Below are 16,897 nucleotides of genomic sequence, written 5' to 3' on the forward strand. Positions count from 1 at the left end.
TTCGTTTTTATCGACCGGATTTTACGGAAGGATTCATCTTCGATCGGACGACTTCCCATCGGTTCATTAGAAATTTTTCATATTCTGTTTTATAACAACGTTCGAAAGGAAGCCATCTTTGTTCGTCGATCAGGGATTCGAAATTTTGAAAGGACGCAAACTCGGACCAAATTTCCTTAAAAACGCCGATGAGCAACTTTCGATAATACGTACGATCCAAGTGGATTTTTTGATTTTTCCGTTTTAAAACTCGGATCATTTCTTCGGGAAGATACCACCGATCCTTGCTCTTGCCCTTTCGATTGAGGACCAAGTAACGGATCTTTTCTCCCGCTTGGACCGTAATTCCCATTTCTTTGAGATTATGAAGAGAAACCGCGGTGGGACCGGCGACCTCGTATTCCTCCAGTTCTTTGGAAGTGGATTTGCGAATGAGAAGTTCTTCCCAAGGAGCTTTTTCCGATTTGAGATCGGAATCGTAACGTTCGTATATTCGTAAAATTTCATATTCCGAGTTTTTCAGATCGGCGATCGTAATCCGATTCTGCATCCACTCCAACATTTCTTTTTGAGCGTTTCTGATAAAAATAGGCAGGTCCTTTCTTCTGGCTCCGATTCCTCTGCATTTTAATTTTCCGGTTGTAAATCTTCCCATATAACGATTGGCGACGGGCATTTGCGGATCCTGACTCGAAGCCGGAAACAAAAGCCAGGTATAAATACCGTCCACGTCGATTTTAACGTTCGTATTTTTTCCGATCTCGGAACAAAGAGATTCCAATTCCTCTTCGGAAAACGAGGAAGAATTTTCTTTGCGGATAAAGATGCTGTCCGTGATCGCGTGAATAAAAACGTATCCTCTTTCTTCCGCGATTTCTTTAGCCGTGAGAAGTTTTTCTCTAGCAAACGCGTTTACGCTTTCGTGGCTTTCCAATCTACCGAACTTCGCGTTTCTATAACCGAGATAACCGAAAGAAGTGACGAGCATCCATTTTAAGCTGGATTGTTTGAGATCGTATTCGGAAAGTTTTTTTGCGTAAGAGACGTCCTTACCCAGGTTCGCTTTTTCGATTTCTTTCGTCTTATCCTTGTAATACGCTCTGCGATCCAATACGTGTTGCAAGGCTTCGGATACGATTCCTTTACGTTTTTTGCATATTTTATATCCGAGTCCGGGAACGGTCGGCGCGTCCGGATCGTCCGCACAACAAAGACAGTTCACACATTCGGGAGAGATATTATGAATCACCATAGTACTCGGATACATCTGCGCGAAATCGAGTTGAGCCACATTTTCCGCAGTCATCCCGAAAGAAATATCCGGTTGAAATACGAGCCCTCCTTTGTCCGCTTCCAAAAGTTGAAGAGCGGTTTTAGGAGATTCGATCGCGCTCTTTTGCCAAGGAACGAGATAACCTCTTCGAAGCGCGACGTCGGTTTCGATACTCGTCAAAGCTTTTCCCGTGGAAGCCCTAGCCATCTTCTGAATGGGAAGTCTGGAAAGTCGGGCCAACTCCACGATGCCCAAAAGATCCGCTTCCTTGTGAACGAAACTATTTTCCGCGTCGATATGCCATCTTCCGAAAAGTGGATACGAAGGCGCACGATACACGATGGTTCCATACGTATTAAAACTGGTTCCTTTGGTTTGAATGTTTCTTCGGATCAAAGAACTTCTGTCCCTGTCAAAGGCTGGAAAAATTTTCAGCTTCTGAGCCTGAGTGAACAGATACGGAAAGATCACCTGATCTCCGAAAGAGGAAAGAATGACGTCCGGGTCTTCGGTTTTGAGAAGTCGATCGATCCCGATCAGAAGGTCTTTCGGATTTTTTCCCGAAAATTCCCAAAAACGATCTCCGTTATGGAACAGAATGGAATTGTTTTTCATCTCGATTCGATGGCTTTCTACGAGTTTCATCGAAAGGATCCTGAAGTCCGGAACCTCGTACTCCAACTTTTCGATTTTGTCGCCTTTATCGGTCTCGATTGTACGGATTTTTTTGCCGAACTTCCCTTCCGTATAAGAAATCCTTAATTTACACAAAGGGAATATTTTCTTTTCCACCATGTAACTCGTGGAAACCTCTATATCGGAATGATAGATGTCGAATTTTCCGTAGAGCGCGTATAATTTTCTGGAAACCCTGGAGAGTATGGAAGGACGGGAAATTTTAAGTTTTAAAACCGAAACGGAAACGTTTTCGTAAAACAGAGTTTTCGGAACGTAAACCGGAATGTCGGCTAACGCGTCCAGTTCGTAGAATCTTTGAACGAGTTTTTTGAGAACGGATTCTTCTCCCCTTGCATAGATGACGGGTTGATAAAAATCGTGAAAAAGAACCGATTCTCCGTTTTGAGTTCGTAACCATAGATGGATCTTGTCTTCAATATGATAAATATCGAATAGACTCCCTTCTATGAAAATCGGTTCGGACATATCGTTTTAAACCTTTGTCGCTCGGCGGCGTTCGTTCTCGAAATCTCGTTTTCATTTTGGCAAGATCTTATTTTTAATAATTGTTCCGACAAACCGTTCGACTGAAAAAACGCTTGAAAGGGAAATTTCGATCCCAACGTTACGCGGGGTTTGGCCCTGTTTTTAGAAATAATTTTTTTACCTTTCCGTATGAGTGGTTTCATAATTTCAGTTCGATACGTTTTCAGTTCGTTCCGATTTCGTTCGGCTTGGTTTTAGACAGTGGAGTTCCCTTGAGTTCGTTTATCTCCCGGCTCAGTTTACGTATTTCTTTTTTGAGATCGATCATCATCGTCAAGAGCATCGTATCGATCGGATACGGACCCGATGCCATTACTCCCGCTTGCACTTGCAGCTTTGCGGTTCGAATCAGATCGTCGAAAATGTCTTGATCCGGTTTTCGAAGTCCGCGTCGAAATTCCAATAGACCGGATTCTACTTGTTGCATCTGTCTGGAATAAGGTGTGACGGTTCTTCCCATATTCTTACCTTTATATTTCCCCTCTTTCATTGATTGCGTGGACGGAAGAGGAGGATTTCTTTCTCACTTTGAGATACGAGAACTTGTTTTCGATTTTGAGTTCCCAGAGATCGGCGGAAGTTTCGATCAACCTCGGAAAAAATGCCTGGAAAGTAGGGTGTGTGTATTTCATCGATTCGATGACGAGAACCGGCATTTCCATCGCGTGAAGACGTTCCAGTATCAAGAGCATCTTATCCAATAGAAATCTTCCCTCGTCTTCCTGAACGTCCCCGTCAAAGAATTGTTTGCAAGGCGCCAAAAGAAAAAAAATCATCTCTGTTTCTTTGCGAAGCGCGATCGATTGCAATGCGTCCAGGATTTGATACGGAGTGAAGGCTCTTTGAACGAAGATGTTTTCGAGTAAGGTTTCGGGAGGAACTCTTCTCCTCCTCGTTTCTTCGGTGATCACAAACGGATTGAATCGGATCGCGCAGTCCAAGTTGAAAATTTTGAATCCCGAGACGGCGAAGGCGTATTCCCAATGCAGCGCCAAGTTGTAGATTCCGGACATTCCCGTGAGCATTCCCAGACCTTTTCTTTCCCAACTCAAGATCGGATTGTAGAGATTGTCGCTTCCTGTTGTTGCCGTTGAAAGGGTTTGGAATTCCATGATTACTTATTATATGATATGTATATAAATGTAAAGTATTTTCTTATCAAATGCCTCATCGGTGATCGACGCTTCGAGGAGTTAGGAGTTAGTGTAGCGTCCTAGAAAAAGGCGCCGTCAAACAGAGGAATTCGTTTGAGGACGCCTTTTTGAAAATCGAAGTCGGTTTAAAAAATTTCAATCTAAACGGAAATGATCCATCGGAAACTTTTGAGTGATTTCTTTCACTCCGCCTTTGACCTTCGTTCTGTTTTTTTCGTCGTTCGGATTGTCGAGGAAGTCGCAGATCAGATTTCCAACCAAATTTATATCCGCCGGTTTTAGACCGCGGGTCGTAAGTGCGGGAGTTCCCAGACGGATTCCGGAAGCGACAGCCGGAGGATTTTTATCAAACGGAATCGTGTTTTTGTTTACGGTCACTCCGACCTCGTCGAGACCGTCGGCCGCTTGCGCGCCCGTAAGTCCTTTAACGGAAACGTCCAAAAGAACCAAGTGATTGTCCGTTCCACCGCTCACAACTCTGTAACCTCGTTTTACAAATACCTCCGCGAGAGTTTTCGCGTTTGCGAGAACGGTCTCGATGTATGTTTTGTATTCCGGTTGAAGAGCCTCTTTGAACGCCACGGCTTTTGCGGCGATCACGTGCATCAAAGGTCCGCCTTGGATTCCCGGGAACACGCGAGAGTTGAGTACTTTCTCATTTTCTAATGTAGATAAAATCAGTCCGCCTCTCGGTCCTCTCAGAGTTTTGTGAGTGGTCGTAGTCACGTAGTCGAAAAGACCGATCGGAGACGGATGATAACCCGTGGAAACGAGACCGGAGATATGCGCGATATCCGCCATGAGTTTGGCGCCTACTTCTTTTGCGATTTCGGCAAACTTGGAAAAGTCGATCGTTCTCGCATAAGCGGATGCACCGGCAACGATCAGTTTCGGTTTGTGTTCTCTTGCGAGTTTTGCGATCTCGTCGTAGTTGATGGTTTCCGTTTTTGGATCCACGCCGTAAGGAATCGGTTTATAAATACGGCCGCTTATGTTGACGGGAGAACCGTGGGTCAAGTGACCTCCGTGTGCGAGATTCATTCCCAAAAAAGAATCTCCCGGTTCCAAACAAGCCAGAAAGACCGCCATGTTTGCTTGAGCGCCGGAATGCGGTTGAACGTTTGCGTACTCCGCTCCGAAGAGTTGTTTCGCTCTTTCGATGGCGAGGGTTTCCACAACGTCCGCGTTATGACATCCGTTGTAATATCTTTTTCCCGGATAACCTTCCGCGTATTTGTTTGTGAGTGTGGAGGTGTAGGCTTCCAGAACGGATCTGGAAACAAAATTTTCGGAGGCGATCATTTCCAGGTTATTTTCCTGTCTTTCGTCCTCTTTTTTTATCGCTGCGAATATCTCTGGATCCGCTTTCGGAAGAAACTGCATCTGGCCCTTCTTTTTGATGATTCCGAGTAGAAGTCCGATTAATCTCTGAAGATGAAATCCATCCTCGAATATTTGTTTTCCAAGAGCTGCTTTGCTTCTTGGAAGACCGTTTTCGTAAACCGGAGATCTGGCTCTGTGTCCATTCTGGAAAGGCCCAAAGATTCGGCAAATACATGAGATAAGTCCCGACCGAATTTTAGGGAAGAAAAATCGTCTGGAAGAGAGGTTACAAAATCGGAATGTTTTCGATTCTTTCTGTATTCGGGTTCTTCCGGCGGATGTTTGAGAAGTCCGGAAACCCTTTCAATGAGGGAAGGTTTTAAAATCAACGTTCCGTGATGCACTACGGCGCCTCTTTTTCGAAACTGTGCATTCCCCGAGATTTTTTTTTCGAGTCCCTTTTCTAAAATTGCGAGATCGGATTTTCCTCGGAAAGAAGCGTCTAACGTTTGTCGCTTTAACGCGGCTACTACCAAACTCAAAAAGTAATCGTAAGATTCTTTGACTTTATAGAGTTCCGGTTTTACGTCCAAGGATATGAAGAATGTAAAGTTTAGATTCTCCTCCGGATGATGAACGACCGTGCCTCCTCCGCTGGCTCTTCGAACGATGGAGGGAAATTCATCGTCCAAAATTTTTTGATCTTCGCCGCCTCGTGCAAAATCGGAGTTTTTATCGTTTTGGAAAGAATCTTCTCTTTTGTTTTCCCATCCGGAATTTTTTTTCGGATCTTTTTCGGGTTCGAGAGTTACCTTTGTCGAATTTTTTCGGACGAAGTTCCGACCTTGAATCTCGTTTTGATTTTCGTCTCTCGCAGTTTCTTTAAAACGCTGCAGCACTTCCGGCAATACCGTATCCTCCGCTTTTTCGGAAAGTCCGAGTACGATGGAGAATGGATTGTTCCAGATTCTAAGTCCGGCCCCGTATCCGGAGGATACAAGATGGAGTCCGATCGCTTCTTCGATGGCGAGGTTGTACGCGGCCGATCGTTTTGAGTTTTGAAAGAAGGAGAATGTGCGCATGGTTTCTGAATGATTGGATGAATGTTAAACTTTTGCGGAAGAAATAGACTCAAGCCTCGCTCTCGCTCGATTAACAAGGATGTTTCCGTAAAATCCTAAATGTATAACTTCCTACATTTCCCGCAGTTTAAACAGAAGATGACTTTTAACCGTCGGCCATTCACTCGAGATAATGCTGTAAACCACGGTGTCTCTCAGAGTTCCGTTCTGCATGATTCTGTGATTTCGAAGGATGCCGTCTTGTAGCGCGCCCAATCTTTCGATCGCTCTTCTCGAATTTTCGTTGAGTCGGTGCGTTCTGAATTCGACGGCGATACATTCTAAATTCTCAAACGCGTGTTCCAAAAGAAGAAGTTTGCATTCGGTGTTTGCGGAAGTTTTTTGAAATTCTTTGGAATACCAAGTAGAACCGATTTCAAGACGATTGGCGAAATTCTCGATGTTCATATAACGAGTGCTTCCGATGACTTTTTGATCGCTTTTGCGTTTTACGACAAAGGGCAGAGACAGTTTTTCTTTTTCTTCCAAGAGGGCTTTTTGGATCCACGCTTCCATTTCTTCGGGAGAAGGGACCATGGTAAACCAGAGTTTCCACAATTCTCCGTCTAACACCGCTTTGGTTAAATCGTCCAGGTGTTCCGTCCGAAGCGGATGGAGTTCTACGCGATTTCCGATTAACGAGATCGGTTGGGGAGGATAAGAATATTTCATTCTTCTAAAACATTCCTTTTCGAGATACGATTGTTTTTGAATAAGAGTTTCATTTGTGGAGTGGATTTTTTGTATGAGTTCCTACAATTTCGGATTTAAGACGGGGACTTACAAAGGTTCTCCGTAAAATCCGGACTCCTACGTTTTATTCGGTCAAAAATCATCTTCTTATTTTGTTCTTCAAGTTCAAATGAGGAATTTTTTGAAAAGTTACTTTCAAAAAATTCAAAGAAAGAAAATAAATCTTAAAATCGAGTCGAGCTTGTGCGGATCGAAAAAGTTTCGATCAAAACTTGCTGAAAATTTATCAAATTTTAGAGGATAATGGGAAACGAGATATGGCTAAAATCCGCGATTTTGTCGATCAAGACAGACCGATACAAATGGAATATTTCGACTTTTTGGATGCATTGGAAACCTTAAGTGAAATACAAATCGAAAAAAAATTACGGAAAATGATTTTGAAAGATCCGTATTTTTTCGATCCCTACATGAATCTTTATCAATTATTACAAGAACAGGATCAGTACGAGGAAGCCGAAATACTTCTCGATTATGGATTCGGTCTTGCGTTGAATTTGATTTTGGATGACGACGGCTCTTGGCCCGACGAGTTTTTATGGGGTTTTACGGAAAATCGACATATTCTTCGTATCGTATATAAAAAAGCCATCGGTTTATGGATCAAACTTGAATTCGTTATGGCATTGGATCTGTTTCGGAAATTGTTTTCCTGCAATCCCGAAGATCAACTCGGAGCCCGGTATCTAATTCTGGCCATCCGAAAGAATATGACATTTGAGGAATACGATAACAAATTCGACTCGGATTCCGGCGGTTTGCAAGAGGAGAAGTGGTTCCAAAAGTTTCGAAAAGAATTTCCCGAAGAATTTGAGGAATAAACCGAGGATCTCGGAGTTACTTTTCAAATCCCTCCGGACTAACTAAGGCTTTTCGGTATTTAAGAAAATTCGTACATTCCCGTTTTTGAATTCGAATGACTGGATATTCGCAAGAAACGAAATCATCATTCGAATTGTTGAAAAATCAATTCTCCATTGGTTTCCGTTTCATTGAAGGGGACGATTGAAGCCGTTTTGTGAATCGCGACGATTGAATTTTTCAACAACTCTATTTTACTTCTAAAAGAACACCTAACGTCTTAAATTCATCGGCGGCTCGAAAAAGATCCCCTGCCCTTTTTTTGAAACGGAGTGTTGAACTAGATTTTTTTTTCAGACCTTTTTCCAATAATAACCACGATCCAAAATCGAATTTCGCAAACAAAGTTTCCTCGGATTTGTTAAACGACATTCCAATTTAGGAGGATCCGATTTCACATAACGACCGTAATGCTAAAATGATCCTCCTTACTTGTTTTTGAATTGACCGAGAATGAATTGGAAGAATAAACTTAAACGAGAACTTTTTGGGACGGTTTTATGGAAATCAATCTGGTTACGATCGCAATTCCATTTTTCTTTTTACTGATCTTTCTGGAAATGGGATTTTCCGCGTATCACAAACGCAAATTCTATCGACTGAACGATTCGATCAACGATCTTTCGGCCGGAATCGCGAGCCAGGTTGTGGGAATTTTCTTGAAAACGGTTACTTTAGCCGCTTACATCTACATCTATCATAACTTTCGTATTTTCAATCTCCCTTCTTGGCCGGGTGAGGCTCTTTCCATCGTTCCCGCCGGTTTGTTGGGTCTGAGCGCTTCGTCTTGGGCCTGGATCCTTGTCGTAGGAATTTGGGTTCTTTGTTTTACCGGTTACGACCTGGCTTATTACTGGAATCATCGTCTCAGTCACGAGGTAAATTTTCTTTGGGCGGGACACGTTGTGCACCATCAAAGCGAAGAATACAACCTCACCGTTGCCTTAAGACAGGCGAGTTTTCACGGAATTTTTACCTGGGTGTTTTATCTTCCTTTGGCTCTGATCGGTTTTTCTCCGATCGTAATGATTTTGAACAGCCAACTCAATCTGATCTACCAATTCTGGATTCACACAAAGGCGATCGATAAACTTCCTCGTTGGTTCGAAGCGATCTTCAACACTCCTTCTCATCATAGGGTTCATCACGGAATCAATCCGAAATACATCGACAGAAATCACGGCGGAACCTTGATCGTTTTCGACAAATGGTTCGGCACGTTCGAACCGGAAACGGAAGAGCCGGTTTACGGAACCGTAAAACCCCTGCAAAGTTTCAATCCGATTTGGGCCAATCTTCATTATTGGTGGGAAATGATCGAACTCGCGTGGAGTTGTCCTCGTTGGTCGGATAAGATCAAGGTTTTTTTCGCCGTTCCCGGTTGGAGACCGAAGGAACTCGGAGGTCAATATCCGATTCCGGAAGTTTCCCCAAAAACATTCCATAAATTTGATATAGATCTTCCCAAAGGTTTAAGTCTTTACTCTTTCGTGTGGTTTATTCTTTCCTTAGTATTGGCGTTCGGTATGCTCGTAAAAGTAAAGTCCCTTCCCTGGTTCAATATCGGAGTCATCAGCGCGGTCACTTTGATTTCCCTCCTGACGATAGGAGGAATTTTGGAAAAAAAACGCTGGGTCCTTTTTGCGGAGCCGATCCGTTTGGCGATCCTCATAGCCGGAGCCTACGCGCTTTCGGGTGAAATGAATGTAACGTTAGGTACGCTTGTTCTGGCTGTGATTTCCACGTTCTGGTTTTTGAGTTACAGAAATTTCTTCGCTTCCACTCAGGAAATCGATCCGGTTCGGGAAATTTTCAGAAGGACCGCTTAGTTTTTTAGTTCAACAACAATTCGATCCGGTCCCGCTTCGAACTTTTCAAGGGGTTTCAAGTCGCTAGGGGTTTCAAGTCGATAGGGGTTAGGGGTTAGATATTAGGAGATTTTCTGAATATGCAGGTTTCATTGTGTTTCAACAAAACCAGGTCCGGGGGTTTCAAGTCGCTAGGGATTAGGAGCTAGGGGTTAGGAGATTTTCTGAATATGCAGGTTTCATTGTGTTTCAACAAGATTTCCCAACTTCGCCCGAGAGCCACTCGCAACGCTCTGCTGCTCGTTGGCAATCTCGCTCGCTATGGATCGCGAGATTGGGTCCGGGGTTTCTTACAAAAAAATTCCCCGGCGAAGGGGTGAGCGGAGACCTTGGCTCCGCTCAGGGGAAGGCTTTCCCCTGAGCTCTGATTTCTAATATTAACCAAACATCCATTACGGAACGTTGGCGAAATTGACGGTGATCGAATCTATATAAGCTTTTGTTAAAGTGTCCCAACTGGAACTTGCGGGACTTGTGGTCGCAGCCGACTTTCCGACGGTTCCCACTCGATCATACAACCCGTCCACCCGTGTCGCTTGCACAAAGTCCGTAGGAATTGCGCTTGCAGCCACCCCTTCCGCTACAAATCCGTTGAAGTTAAAAAGACCGTAGGCCGGAGTAAAGTTTATGAACTGATTGACGGTCGAGTTACAAGTAATCGCTTGTCCGGAAGTAATCGAGGTTTGTTCCAATCCCGCCTTTGCGGTCACGTTCAAACTTCCGTCGAGTTTTTGACTGTACGCAAGTTTGTAATATTCCCTTCCCGCTCCCGGACAAAGCCCTTGGTTATGCGCGTAACCGAGAGTCTGTGTTCCGGCGTTGATCGGCACAAGATCGGTGGTTCCGTTAAAACTTATCACCGACTTAAAACAAAACACGGTGCGATCGTCCATTTCTTCCAGAATCACCCTACCCGTATCCGCATCCTGCCCGATCGCATCGGAGCCGAGTGTTCCCTTCCAAGAATACGTTTGTATCAATCCTTGGTTTGGAAATCCGGTGATCACCGGTTGAACCACGTAACTTTCGATAATCGCCGTCGCTCCCGCCCAACGAGTCGGATCCAATCGACTCAATTGATACACAAGAACCGCCCCGTCTCCGGAAACGTTTCTCGGATCATCGTCGAAGAAAAGTTGCAACGCCGGTTGATTGTCGGAAGTGGATCGAAGTTCGAAAAAGTTCGTGTAAGATGCGGGACTTGCCAAAGTGCTCGGTTGATACGAAACGTTACCCGAGTTCAGTTTCAAACGCAACGTATAAGACTGTCCGTTGAAATTTTGATTGGCAAGTGTGATGTTCGCCGTCGTTCCCAGGGGAAAAGATTTTCGAATCCCGGCGATCAAATCGTCCATAAAAAGTGAATTCCCTCTCGCCCAGGTCGCGGACTGACGCACAAATCCCCAGCTGTCCGCGTTCGCCTTCAAAGGTTGTAATAACTCCAAACGAACCGGAAACGGTTTGGGTGAATCCTCTCTCACAAAAAAAGGAACTCTGTCCGAACGAAAACTAAGTCCCGCGCCTAAAAAAACGAATAACACAAAAAGAAAAAGGCTCCATGATTTTTTCATTTGAATTCTCCTCACTCGGCGATCCCTTTGGGAACGATGATAAAAAAACCGGTCTTACTCTGTTCCACATACGGTTGCTGAGTCGCCAACCAGAGTAGAACCGCGTTGGTTGTGTCGTCGTTATTCTCTTTCTTCTTACAAGCTCCGACTATCAACACGCTCATAAGCACGACCGCAAGGATCCCCGCAGAAAACAAATTTCGAAATACTTTCATACATTCCCTCCCTCAAAATCCGAGGTTTTTTTAATATTCAATGGATCATTTTTTAAAACTCAAACACCCTTGACTTCCCGACAACCCGCTTTCATACGAATCTAACGCGCACAACTCTCGGGAGACTTTCTATACCATAAGATCCTACTTTTGCAAGTAAAAAGTTCGAGTTATAGCGGTCAGCGGATAGATTTCAGATTTCAGAGATTTTACGGAATTGGAAAATCAGTCTTTGTTAAAACACAATCCATCTAGTAGAAAAATTTATCTGCCCCTTTAACTTCCATTCTTCCCCAAAAAAGAGTCGTAACCTAAATCTCGAAAATAATTTCATCCTATCATCGGGATATCGTTTCGAACTCGCCCTAAACTTTAAAATACTTTGATGAATACTCTCGTTCTTTTTTTAAAAAACCCGATATCCGGCCAAGTAAAAACCAGACTGGCCCGAACCGTGGGGGACAAGGCGGCGCTCCACGTTTACGAGCAACTAATCGAAATCACACGTAAACAAGTCAGCATTTTGAATATTCCAATTCGATTGTATTTCGATTCCATCCCCGAATCGTTTTCCTCTCCGTGGGGAAATCAAGTCAGCTCCCATCTCCAAACCGGAGAAAACCTGGGAATCAAAATGTGCCGCGCCTTTTCGGAAACCTTCTCGGCGGGAGCTAAAAAAACGATCGTCATCGGAAGCGATTGCCCCGATCTGAAAACCGAACATATCTTAGAAGCCTTCTCGGTTTTGGATCGTTCCGACGCGGTTGTAGGTCCCGCCTTCGACGGAGGTTATTATCTTTTGGGATTGAAATCTCATTTTCCGGAAATTTTTTACGGAATTCCTTGGAGCACGGATCGTGTGTTCGAAATTACATTAGAAAAGCTGCAACTATCCGGCAAAAACGTTCGGATTCTGCCCAAACTAAACGACATAGACGATGCCTCCGATCTGGAACCGTATTTACGTTCGGGAAAGTTATATCTCTGATTTTTGATTTTTTTTGGAACGTAAATTTTTAATTTTGGAGTTAGGCGATCTTTCCAAACGGCACAATCGATTCTTGATCGAAATCAATTCAAGGTTTTAGCCGACTTTCCAAAATTCAAAGATGATTCCCGCAAATCCTATAAATCGGTTTCGGAATGAACGGCGCGACTTCCCTCTACGCAATTTTATTCCGTTGACTTCCCCCTACAGATTCGAAAAATTGTATGAGTTCCGACTTATTCCTTAAGACATAAGACACAAACTTCGGATCGATTTAAATTACAGGTACGTGTTGTGAAAAAAATAATTTTCATCCTTTTCCTTTTATCTTTGATATCCCCTTCCTTTTTAACGGCGCAAACGGAAACGTCCAATCCTCCTTCGTCTGAAACTGCAAGTAGTCCTACAACTGCCGAAAACGTTCCTTCGGACGAAGAACAAATCGTCTCTACCGTCAAAAAACTCATCGGTTTTATTCGTTATAAAAAGAACGATAAGGCGATCGCGATCATACACGTAAAACAGTTCAGCAATCAACTCTTGAAAACCGCGGGTAAAATCGGCGACTCCGATCGGAAAGATTTCGAGGAAGCGATCGGAGAGTTTATCGTTCACCGTAGTTTTCCGATCGCACACAAATACTTCGACAAGATCGACATCAACTACGAAAAACCGGCCATCAAGGGAGATAACGCGACTCTTGCTTCCTCCATCATTTGGAGCGGTTCGGAAAGAATCACATTCTCTTGGATCCTTTCCAAGATCGAAGGAACCTGGTATGTCACGGATTTTTTAAGCGAAGGGAAATACGCCTCCGAAACCAACCGAGTGAAATCGGTGGACCCTTCCATCAAAAAGAACGGGATCAAACAAACGATCGCCCTGATCAAAAAAGAAGCAAAAAATTAAACATCGATGAGACAACTTCTATCCGGACTTACCGACTCCATTCTCTTAAACCCGATCCGTTCTTGTAGCGTACTTGCCGTTGTTCTTTGCCTTTCCTTCTGGCAAGCGTCCAAACTTACGGTAAACAGCAACAACCTCGACCTACTTCCGAAAGACAACCCTTCGGTCGTCAAAACTCAGAAAGTGATCGAGATGATCGGCGGAAACGGATTCTACATCCTCAGCATCAAGTTCAAAGACGAGAAGGGAATGACGGATCATCTGGTTAGGGCCTTTGCCGCAAAGAAAAAAGGACAAACGTCGATCGTCGAAAACGAACTGAAAGAAGCCGAAAAGGTCAAACAACAAAACGTTTCCTACTATAAAGAAAGAGAGAATGCGATCAAAAAAGCTTCGGACGTTTTGAACGAAAGACTTTTGAAAGAAAAGGAATTCGTTCAATACATCTCCTATCGTTATAACGTTTCCTTTTTACAGGACAGACTTCCCTTATTCTTAAAAACCGAGGACTTGATCGAAGTCCGCAAACGGGTCAAAAGAAAAATCGACGAGGAAGTGGAAAGGGCCAATCCGTTTTTTATCAAACTCTCGAACGAAGAATACAACCCCGACTTCAACGATATCCTTTCCAAGTATCAGAAACTTGCAAAAAGAGATATATTCGACGAATATAATATTTCTCCCGATAAGGGAATGTTGATCTTTCTGATCAAACCGGCGGGATCCTTCACGAATATAGAATTCAACATCGCCCTCGACAAAAAAATCAAGGAAATCGTGGCAGAACTCGAACTCGACAAAAAGGGAATCCAAGTCGGTTATACGGGAACCTACAGATTGCATTTGGACGACTACGAAACCTTGATGGCGGCGCTCAAACCGATCGCGATCGCTTCGTTTATCGGTATCGCGTTACTTTTACTTTTCTTTTTCAGAAATCCTCTGTTTATCCTGATCCTTCTCGTTTCTCTTCTTTCGGGAATTTTATTCTCTTTCGGGTTGACTACGATCGTGATCGGTCAGCTCAACTCGGTGACGAGTATCATCGCGTCCATTTGATGGGTCTCGGGATCGACTATGGGATTCAATTTTTATATCGTTTCCGAGAAGAGTTCACCCGCAGTCAGGATACGCTTCGTTCCATCAAGGACACGATCTATCACACCGGAATCGCTTCCTTTATCTCGGCGCTGACTACCACCTCCGCTTTCGTCGTACTTGCGTTCTCGGAGTTCCGCGGTTTCAGCGAGTTCGGAATCATCGCGACGTACGGAATTTTGATCATTGCGGTTTCGATGTACGGGGTGACCGCTCTTCAAATCACGCTTCTTTTCCGTTTGTTCCCTTCCATCAAAAGTAAATTTCTTCTTTCGGCAAAGGAACAGAAAACTTCTCCCCTTTTATACCGCTTTTATAAAAAACCCGGCCTATTGACGTTAGTCGTCCTTGTCATCGTATTCGTGATTTCCATTTTCAATTTCAGTCCGGGTATCCAGTTCAATTACAACGGACGGGATCTGATGGTGGACAACCTGGATTCGGTCAACCTCTACGACGAGATCGGAGACAGATTCGACATCAGCTCCGATCCTCAAGTTATCGTCGTGGATACTCTGGAAGAATCGGAGGCCGTTTTCGATTATATGACGCCCGTTCCCGACGAAATCGCCGGTTCCGTGGATCAAGTGGTTTCTCTCTGGAACTTCCTTCCTCCCAAGGGACAACAAAGAGCGAACTTAAAAGTTTTAAAACAACTACAGTCGGATATGAAACCGGTCAAAGCGGGTTTTTTAAAACCGGAGCAGAGAAAGTATCTTCCGGTGGTCAAAAAATATCTGAACGTGAAAGAATATTCACTTTCGGAAGTTCCCGTGTATTTCAGTTCCCAGTTTAAGGAAGTGAAAGGCTCCAAGGAAAAAGGGCATTTGGTTTTTATCTATCCTAAGGTCGCCCTCTGGCACGGACAAAAACTTCTCAAGTTTTTCGACGCCGTGGGAGAATTACATTATCCTAAACTATCCAGAAGGGTTTTGAACACTTTGCTTTACGACGGAAACGGACACAAAGCCGTCGATCCGATCCGAGACAAATGGAATCCGTCCGAGGAACGTCTCATCGTAAAAGCGCTTAACACGTATTCCACTTCTCAATTTAAGAATCTGGGCCTTCTGGACGGAACGATCTCTTTCATTTTAAAAACGAGACCGTTTTCGGATTTGAATCAGGCAAGATCCCATAAATACGTTTCCAACACGGCCGGAAGTTTGATCCTTTTTGCGAACCTCATCAAAATCGTTCAAAGAGAAGGTGTGGTGGCTTTCCTTAGCACTTTGGTTCTTGTAGTCGTCGTACTCATTCTTTTCTTTAGGGGAATCGTACCCGCTTTGATCTCTTTGATTCCGCTCGTTCTCGGGATTTTTGTCACACTCGGAATCATGGCTCTGTTTCGGATTCAACTGAACTTTATGAACGTTCTCGTGTTTCCGGTAATCGTAGGGTACGGAATTCAGAACGGAATTTATATCTATTATCGATTCAGAGAGGATCACGACGTGATCCGCGCCATGTCCATGGTCGGACCGGCGATCATCGCATCCACGTTAACCACTCTTGTAGGTTGGAGTTCTCTTTTGATCGCGGATCAAAAAGGACTCAAATCGATCGGGGTTGTGGCTTCTATCGGAATCGCTTCTTCCTTGATCATCGCGCTCACTCTCGTCCCTGCGGTTCTTGAAATCGTTTATCGTTCCAGAAAAGAAGAAGAACAGGAATCCAAACCGATCGGTTTCGGCGAGGAAGAATCCGATCGGGACGTTTTCGAAACGTCAGCGACCTCGTCGTCCAATCCGAAAACGACCGAAAACTCGCGGAACGTTTCTCCCAAAAAGAAAACCGCCGATAAAAAAGCGGCCGTTTCCAAAAAAGCCGCCCCCAAAAAGAAAAAAGGATCCCATTAGAATGTTACGATATTCTTTACTACTCTTCTCTTTGATTTTCACAATTGCGAATTGTACGATCAAATACGTAAAGACGGGACCGACCTGGGAAAAGGAACTGACCGCCTTCAAACGATTGGCCGTATCCGTTGGGATAGAAAGCGAAGCCGGTAACTCCGAGAAAAAACTGGCTTCAAAAATCGCGGAGAATTACCTTTCTCATCATAAGGAATTTATAATATATCCGTTTCGCTCCGGAAACGGAACCTGCGGGGGTTCCGATAAAAAAGTGCAGGGAGTTTTTCAGTTAAAAATTCGTGAAAAAGAAACGGCCGATCAGGTGGAGTTAAGCGCGCTCGGAAAAGTGATTCACTGCACAAAGGGCGAAACTCTCTGGGAAGGTTTGGCGGAAAATTCTTATTCCAAAAACACGGAAGAAAACCAATCTCTCATCAACACTTATACCCAACTTTACGGAAAAGAAATCGCTCCGAAAGTGAACGCGTATTTTTTCCTGCTCCAGAGTCTTTTGGATAAATTGGACAGCCCGATTTTGACGGAAGAGGAAAAAGACGAAAAAATCGAAGTGGAAGCGAGATGATTTTTTTCGTCATTTGATCCGAACACAATTCCGGTTTGATTTTTCGTCCAAAACTCGCAAAGAGGTAATTTACCGAATTCGGTTAATCCATTAGAAATTA

At 43.9% G+C, this 16,897-nt stretch carries 13 protein-coding genes and 1 pseudogene; 6 read left to right on the plus strand and 8 right to left on the minus strand.

Annotation, left to right across the window (positions count from 1 at the left end):
* Positions 1-7: 7 nt before the first annotated feature.
* The 6 genes from LEP1GSC060_RS08665 to LEP1GSC060_RS08695 all read right to left on the minus strand — a co-directional run bounded on the left by LEP1GSC060_RS08665 (position 8) and on the right by LEP1GSC060_RS08695 (position 6,767).
* Complete coding sequence (locus LEP1GSC060_RS08665) at positions 8-2,437, minus strand: DNA polymerase domain-containing protein (protein ID WP_003001123.1); 2,430 nt, start codon at positions 2,435-2,437, stop codon at positions 8-10.
* Positions 2,438-2,660: 223 nt separating this feature from the next.
* On the minus strand, positions 2,661-2,957 hold the full coding sequence (locus LEP1GSC060_RS08675) for a DUF8156 family protein (RefSeq protein WP_003001077.1): 297 nt from the start codon (positions 2,955-2,957) through the stop codon (positions 2,661-2,663).
* A 10-nt stretch (positions 2,958-2,967) separates the two neighbouring features.
* Complete coding sequence (locus LEP1GSC060_RS08680) at positions 2,968-3,609, minus strand: hypothetical protein (RefSeq protein ID WP_003000941.1); 642 nt, start codon at positions 3,607-3,609, stop codon at positions 2,968-2,970.
* A gap of 177 nt (positions 3,610-3,786) precedes the next feature.
* Positions 3,787-5,034 carry a serine hydroxymethyltransferase gene (gene glyA / locus LEP1GSC060_RS08685; protein ID WP_003001206.1) on the minus strand — a complete coding sequence of 416 codons (1,248 nt, stop codon included), beginning with the start codon at positions 5,032-5,034 and terminating at the stop codon, positions 3,787-3,789.
* Positions 5,035-5,072: 38 nt separating this feature from the next.
* Positions 5,073-6,056, minus strand: coding sequence for a lipoate--protein ligase family protein (locus LEP1GSC060_RS08690; protein ID WP_003000961.1), 984 nt, complete (start codon positions 6,054-6,056; stop codon positions 5,073-5,075).
* 111 nt (positions 6,057-6,167) lie between these two features.
* Positions 6,168-6,767 (minus strand): GNAT family N-acetyltransferase, encoded by a 600-nt coding sequence (locus tag LEP1GSC060_RS08695; protein WP_003001262.1) that lies wholly within the window; start codon positions 6,765-6,767, stop codon positions 6,168-6,170.
* Positions 6,768-7,105: 338 nt separating this feature from the next.
* Here LEP1GSC060_RS08695 and LEP1GSC060_RS08700 point away from each other — a divergent pair, with 338 nt between their 5' ends.
* Positions 7,106-7,669, plus strand: a complete 564-nt coding sequence (locus LEP1GSC060_RS08700; RefSeq protein WP_003001023.1) for a hypothetical protein — start codon at positions 7,106-7,108, stop codon at positions 7,667-7,669.
* A 540-nt stretch (positions 7,670-8,209) separates the two neighbouring features.
* Positions 8,210-9,538 carry a sterol desaturase family protein gene (locus tag LEP1GSC060_RS08710; protein WP_003001017.1) on the plus strand — a complete coding sequence of 443 codons (1,329 nt, stop codon included), beginning with the start codon at positions 8,210-8,212 and terminating at the stop codon, positions 9,536-9,538.
* Between the two features lie 431 nt (positions 9,539-9,969).
* Here the strand turns inward: LEP1GSC060_RS08710 and LEP1GSC060_RS08715 are convergent, their stop codons facing one another.
* Together LEP1GSC060_RS08715 and LEP1GSC060_RS08720 are read right to left on the minus strand one after the other, a co-directional pair.
* Complete coding sequence (locus tag LEP1GSC060_RS08715) at positions 9,970-11,148, minus strand: LIC_12337 family protein (protein ID WP_003001103.1); 1,179 nt, start codon at positions 11,146-11,148, stop codon at positions 9,970-9,972.
* Between the two features lie 11 nt (positions 11,149-11,159).
* Positions 11,160-11,363, minus strand: a complete 204-nt coding sequence (locus LEP1GSC060_RS08720; RefSeq protein WP_003000934.1) for an LIC12338 family lipoprotein — start codon at positions 11,361-11,363, stop codon at positions 11,160-11,162.
* Positions 11,364-11,748: 385 nt separating this feature from the next.
* On the opposite strand from LEP1GSC060_RS08720, the gene LEP1GSC060_RS08725 reads away from it, so the two are divergent.
* The 4 genes and pseudogenes from LEP1GSC060_RS08725 (at position 11,749) to LEP1GSC060_RS08740 (ending at position 16,797) form a co-directional block, all read left to right on the plus strand.
* Positions 11,749-12,351 carry a TIGR04282 family arsenosugar biosynthesis glycosyltransferase gene (locus tag LEP1GSC060_RS08725; RefSeq protein WP_003000828.1) on the plus strand — a complete coding sequence of 201 codons (603 nt, stop codon included), beginning with the start codon at positions 11,749-11,751 and terminating at the stop codon, positions 12,349-12,351.
* A gap of 294 nt (positions 12,352-12,645) precedes the next feature.
* The gene (locus LEP1GSC060_RS08730; protein ID WP_003001184.1) at positions 12,646-13,260 is read left to right on the plus strand and encodes a hypothetical protein; all 615 of its coding nucleotides are present in this window, start codon (positions 12,646-12,648) and stop codon (positions 13,258-13,260) included.
* Positions 13,261-13,266: 6 nt separating this feature from the next.
* A pseudogene (locus LEP1GSC060_RS08735) lies at positions 13,267-16,217 on the plus strand (efflux RND transporter permease subunit).
* 1 nt (position 16,218) lies between these two features.
* Complete coding sequence (locus tag LEP1GSC060_RS08740; RefSeq protein ID WP_003000888.1) at positions 16,219-16,797, plus strand: MXAN_6521/LA_1396 family lipoprotein; 579 nt, start codon at positions 16,219-16,221, stop codon at positions 16,795-16,797.
* Positions 16,798-16,897 lie beyond the last annotated feature (100 nt).

Source organism: Leptospira weilii serovar Ranarum str. ICFT, assembly GCF_000332415.1.
Taxonomy (GTDB): Bacteria; Spirochaetota; Leptospiria; order Leptospirales; family Leptospiraceae; genus Leptospira; species Leptospira weilii_A.

Coding starts and splice junctions, on each gene's coding strand:
- LEP1GSC060_RS08665 (WP_003001123.1), bottom strand. CDS start 2,437: ATGTCCGAACCGATTTTCATAGAAGGGAGTCTATTCGATATTTATCAT.
- LEP1GSC060_RS08675 (WP_003001077.1), bottom strand. CDS start 2,957: ATGGGAAGAACCGTCACACCTTATTCCAGACAGATGCAACAAGTAGAA.
- LEP1GSC060_RS08680 (WP_003000941.1), bottom strand. CDS start 3,609: ATGGAATTCCAAACCCTTTCAACGGCAACAACAGGAAGCGACAATCTC.
- glyA (WP_003001206.1), bottom strand. CDS start 5,034: ATGCAGTTTCTTCCGAAAGCGGATCCAGAGATATTCGCAGCGATAAAA.
- LEP1GSC060_RS08690 (WP_003000961.1), bottom strand. CDS start 6,056: ATGCGCACATTCTCCTTCTTTCAAAACTCAAAACGATCGGCCGCGTAC.
- LEP1GSC060_RS08695 (WP_003001262.1), bottom strand. CDS start 6,767: ATGAAATATTCTTATCCTCCCCAACCGATCTCGTTAATCGGAAATCGC.
- LEP1GSC060_RS08700 (WP_003001023.1), top strand. CDS start 7,106: ATGGCTAAAATCCGCGATTTTGTCGATCAAGACAGACCGATACAAATG.
- LEP1GSC060_RS08710 (WP_003001017.1), top strand. CDS start 8,210: ATGGAAATCAATCTGGTTACGATCGCAATTCCATTTTTCTTTTTACTG.
- LEP1GSC060_RS08715 (WP_003001103.1), bottom strand. CDS start 11,148: ATGAAAAAATCATGGAGCCTTTTTCTTTTTGTGTTATTCGTTTTTTTA.
- LEP1GSC060_RS08720 (WP_003000934.1), bottom strand. CDS start 11,363: ATGAAAGTATTTCGAAATTTGTTTTCTGCGGGGATCCTTGCGGTCGTG.
- LEP1GSC060_RS08725 (WP_003000828.1), top strand. CDS start 11,749: ATGAATACTCTCGTTCTTTTTTTAAAAAACCCGATATCCGGCCAAGTA.
- LEP1GSC060_RS08740 (WP_003000888.1), top strand. CDS start 16,219: ATGTTACGATATTCTTTACTACTCTTCTCTTTGATTTTCACAATTGCG.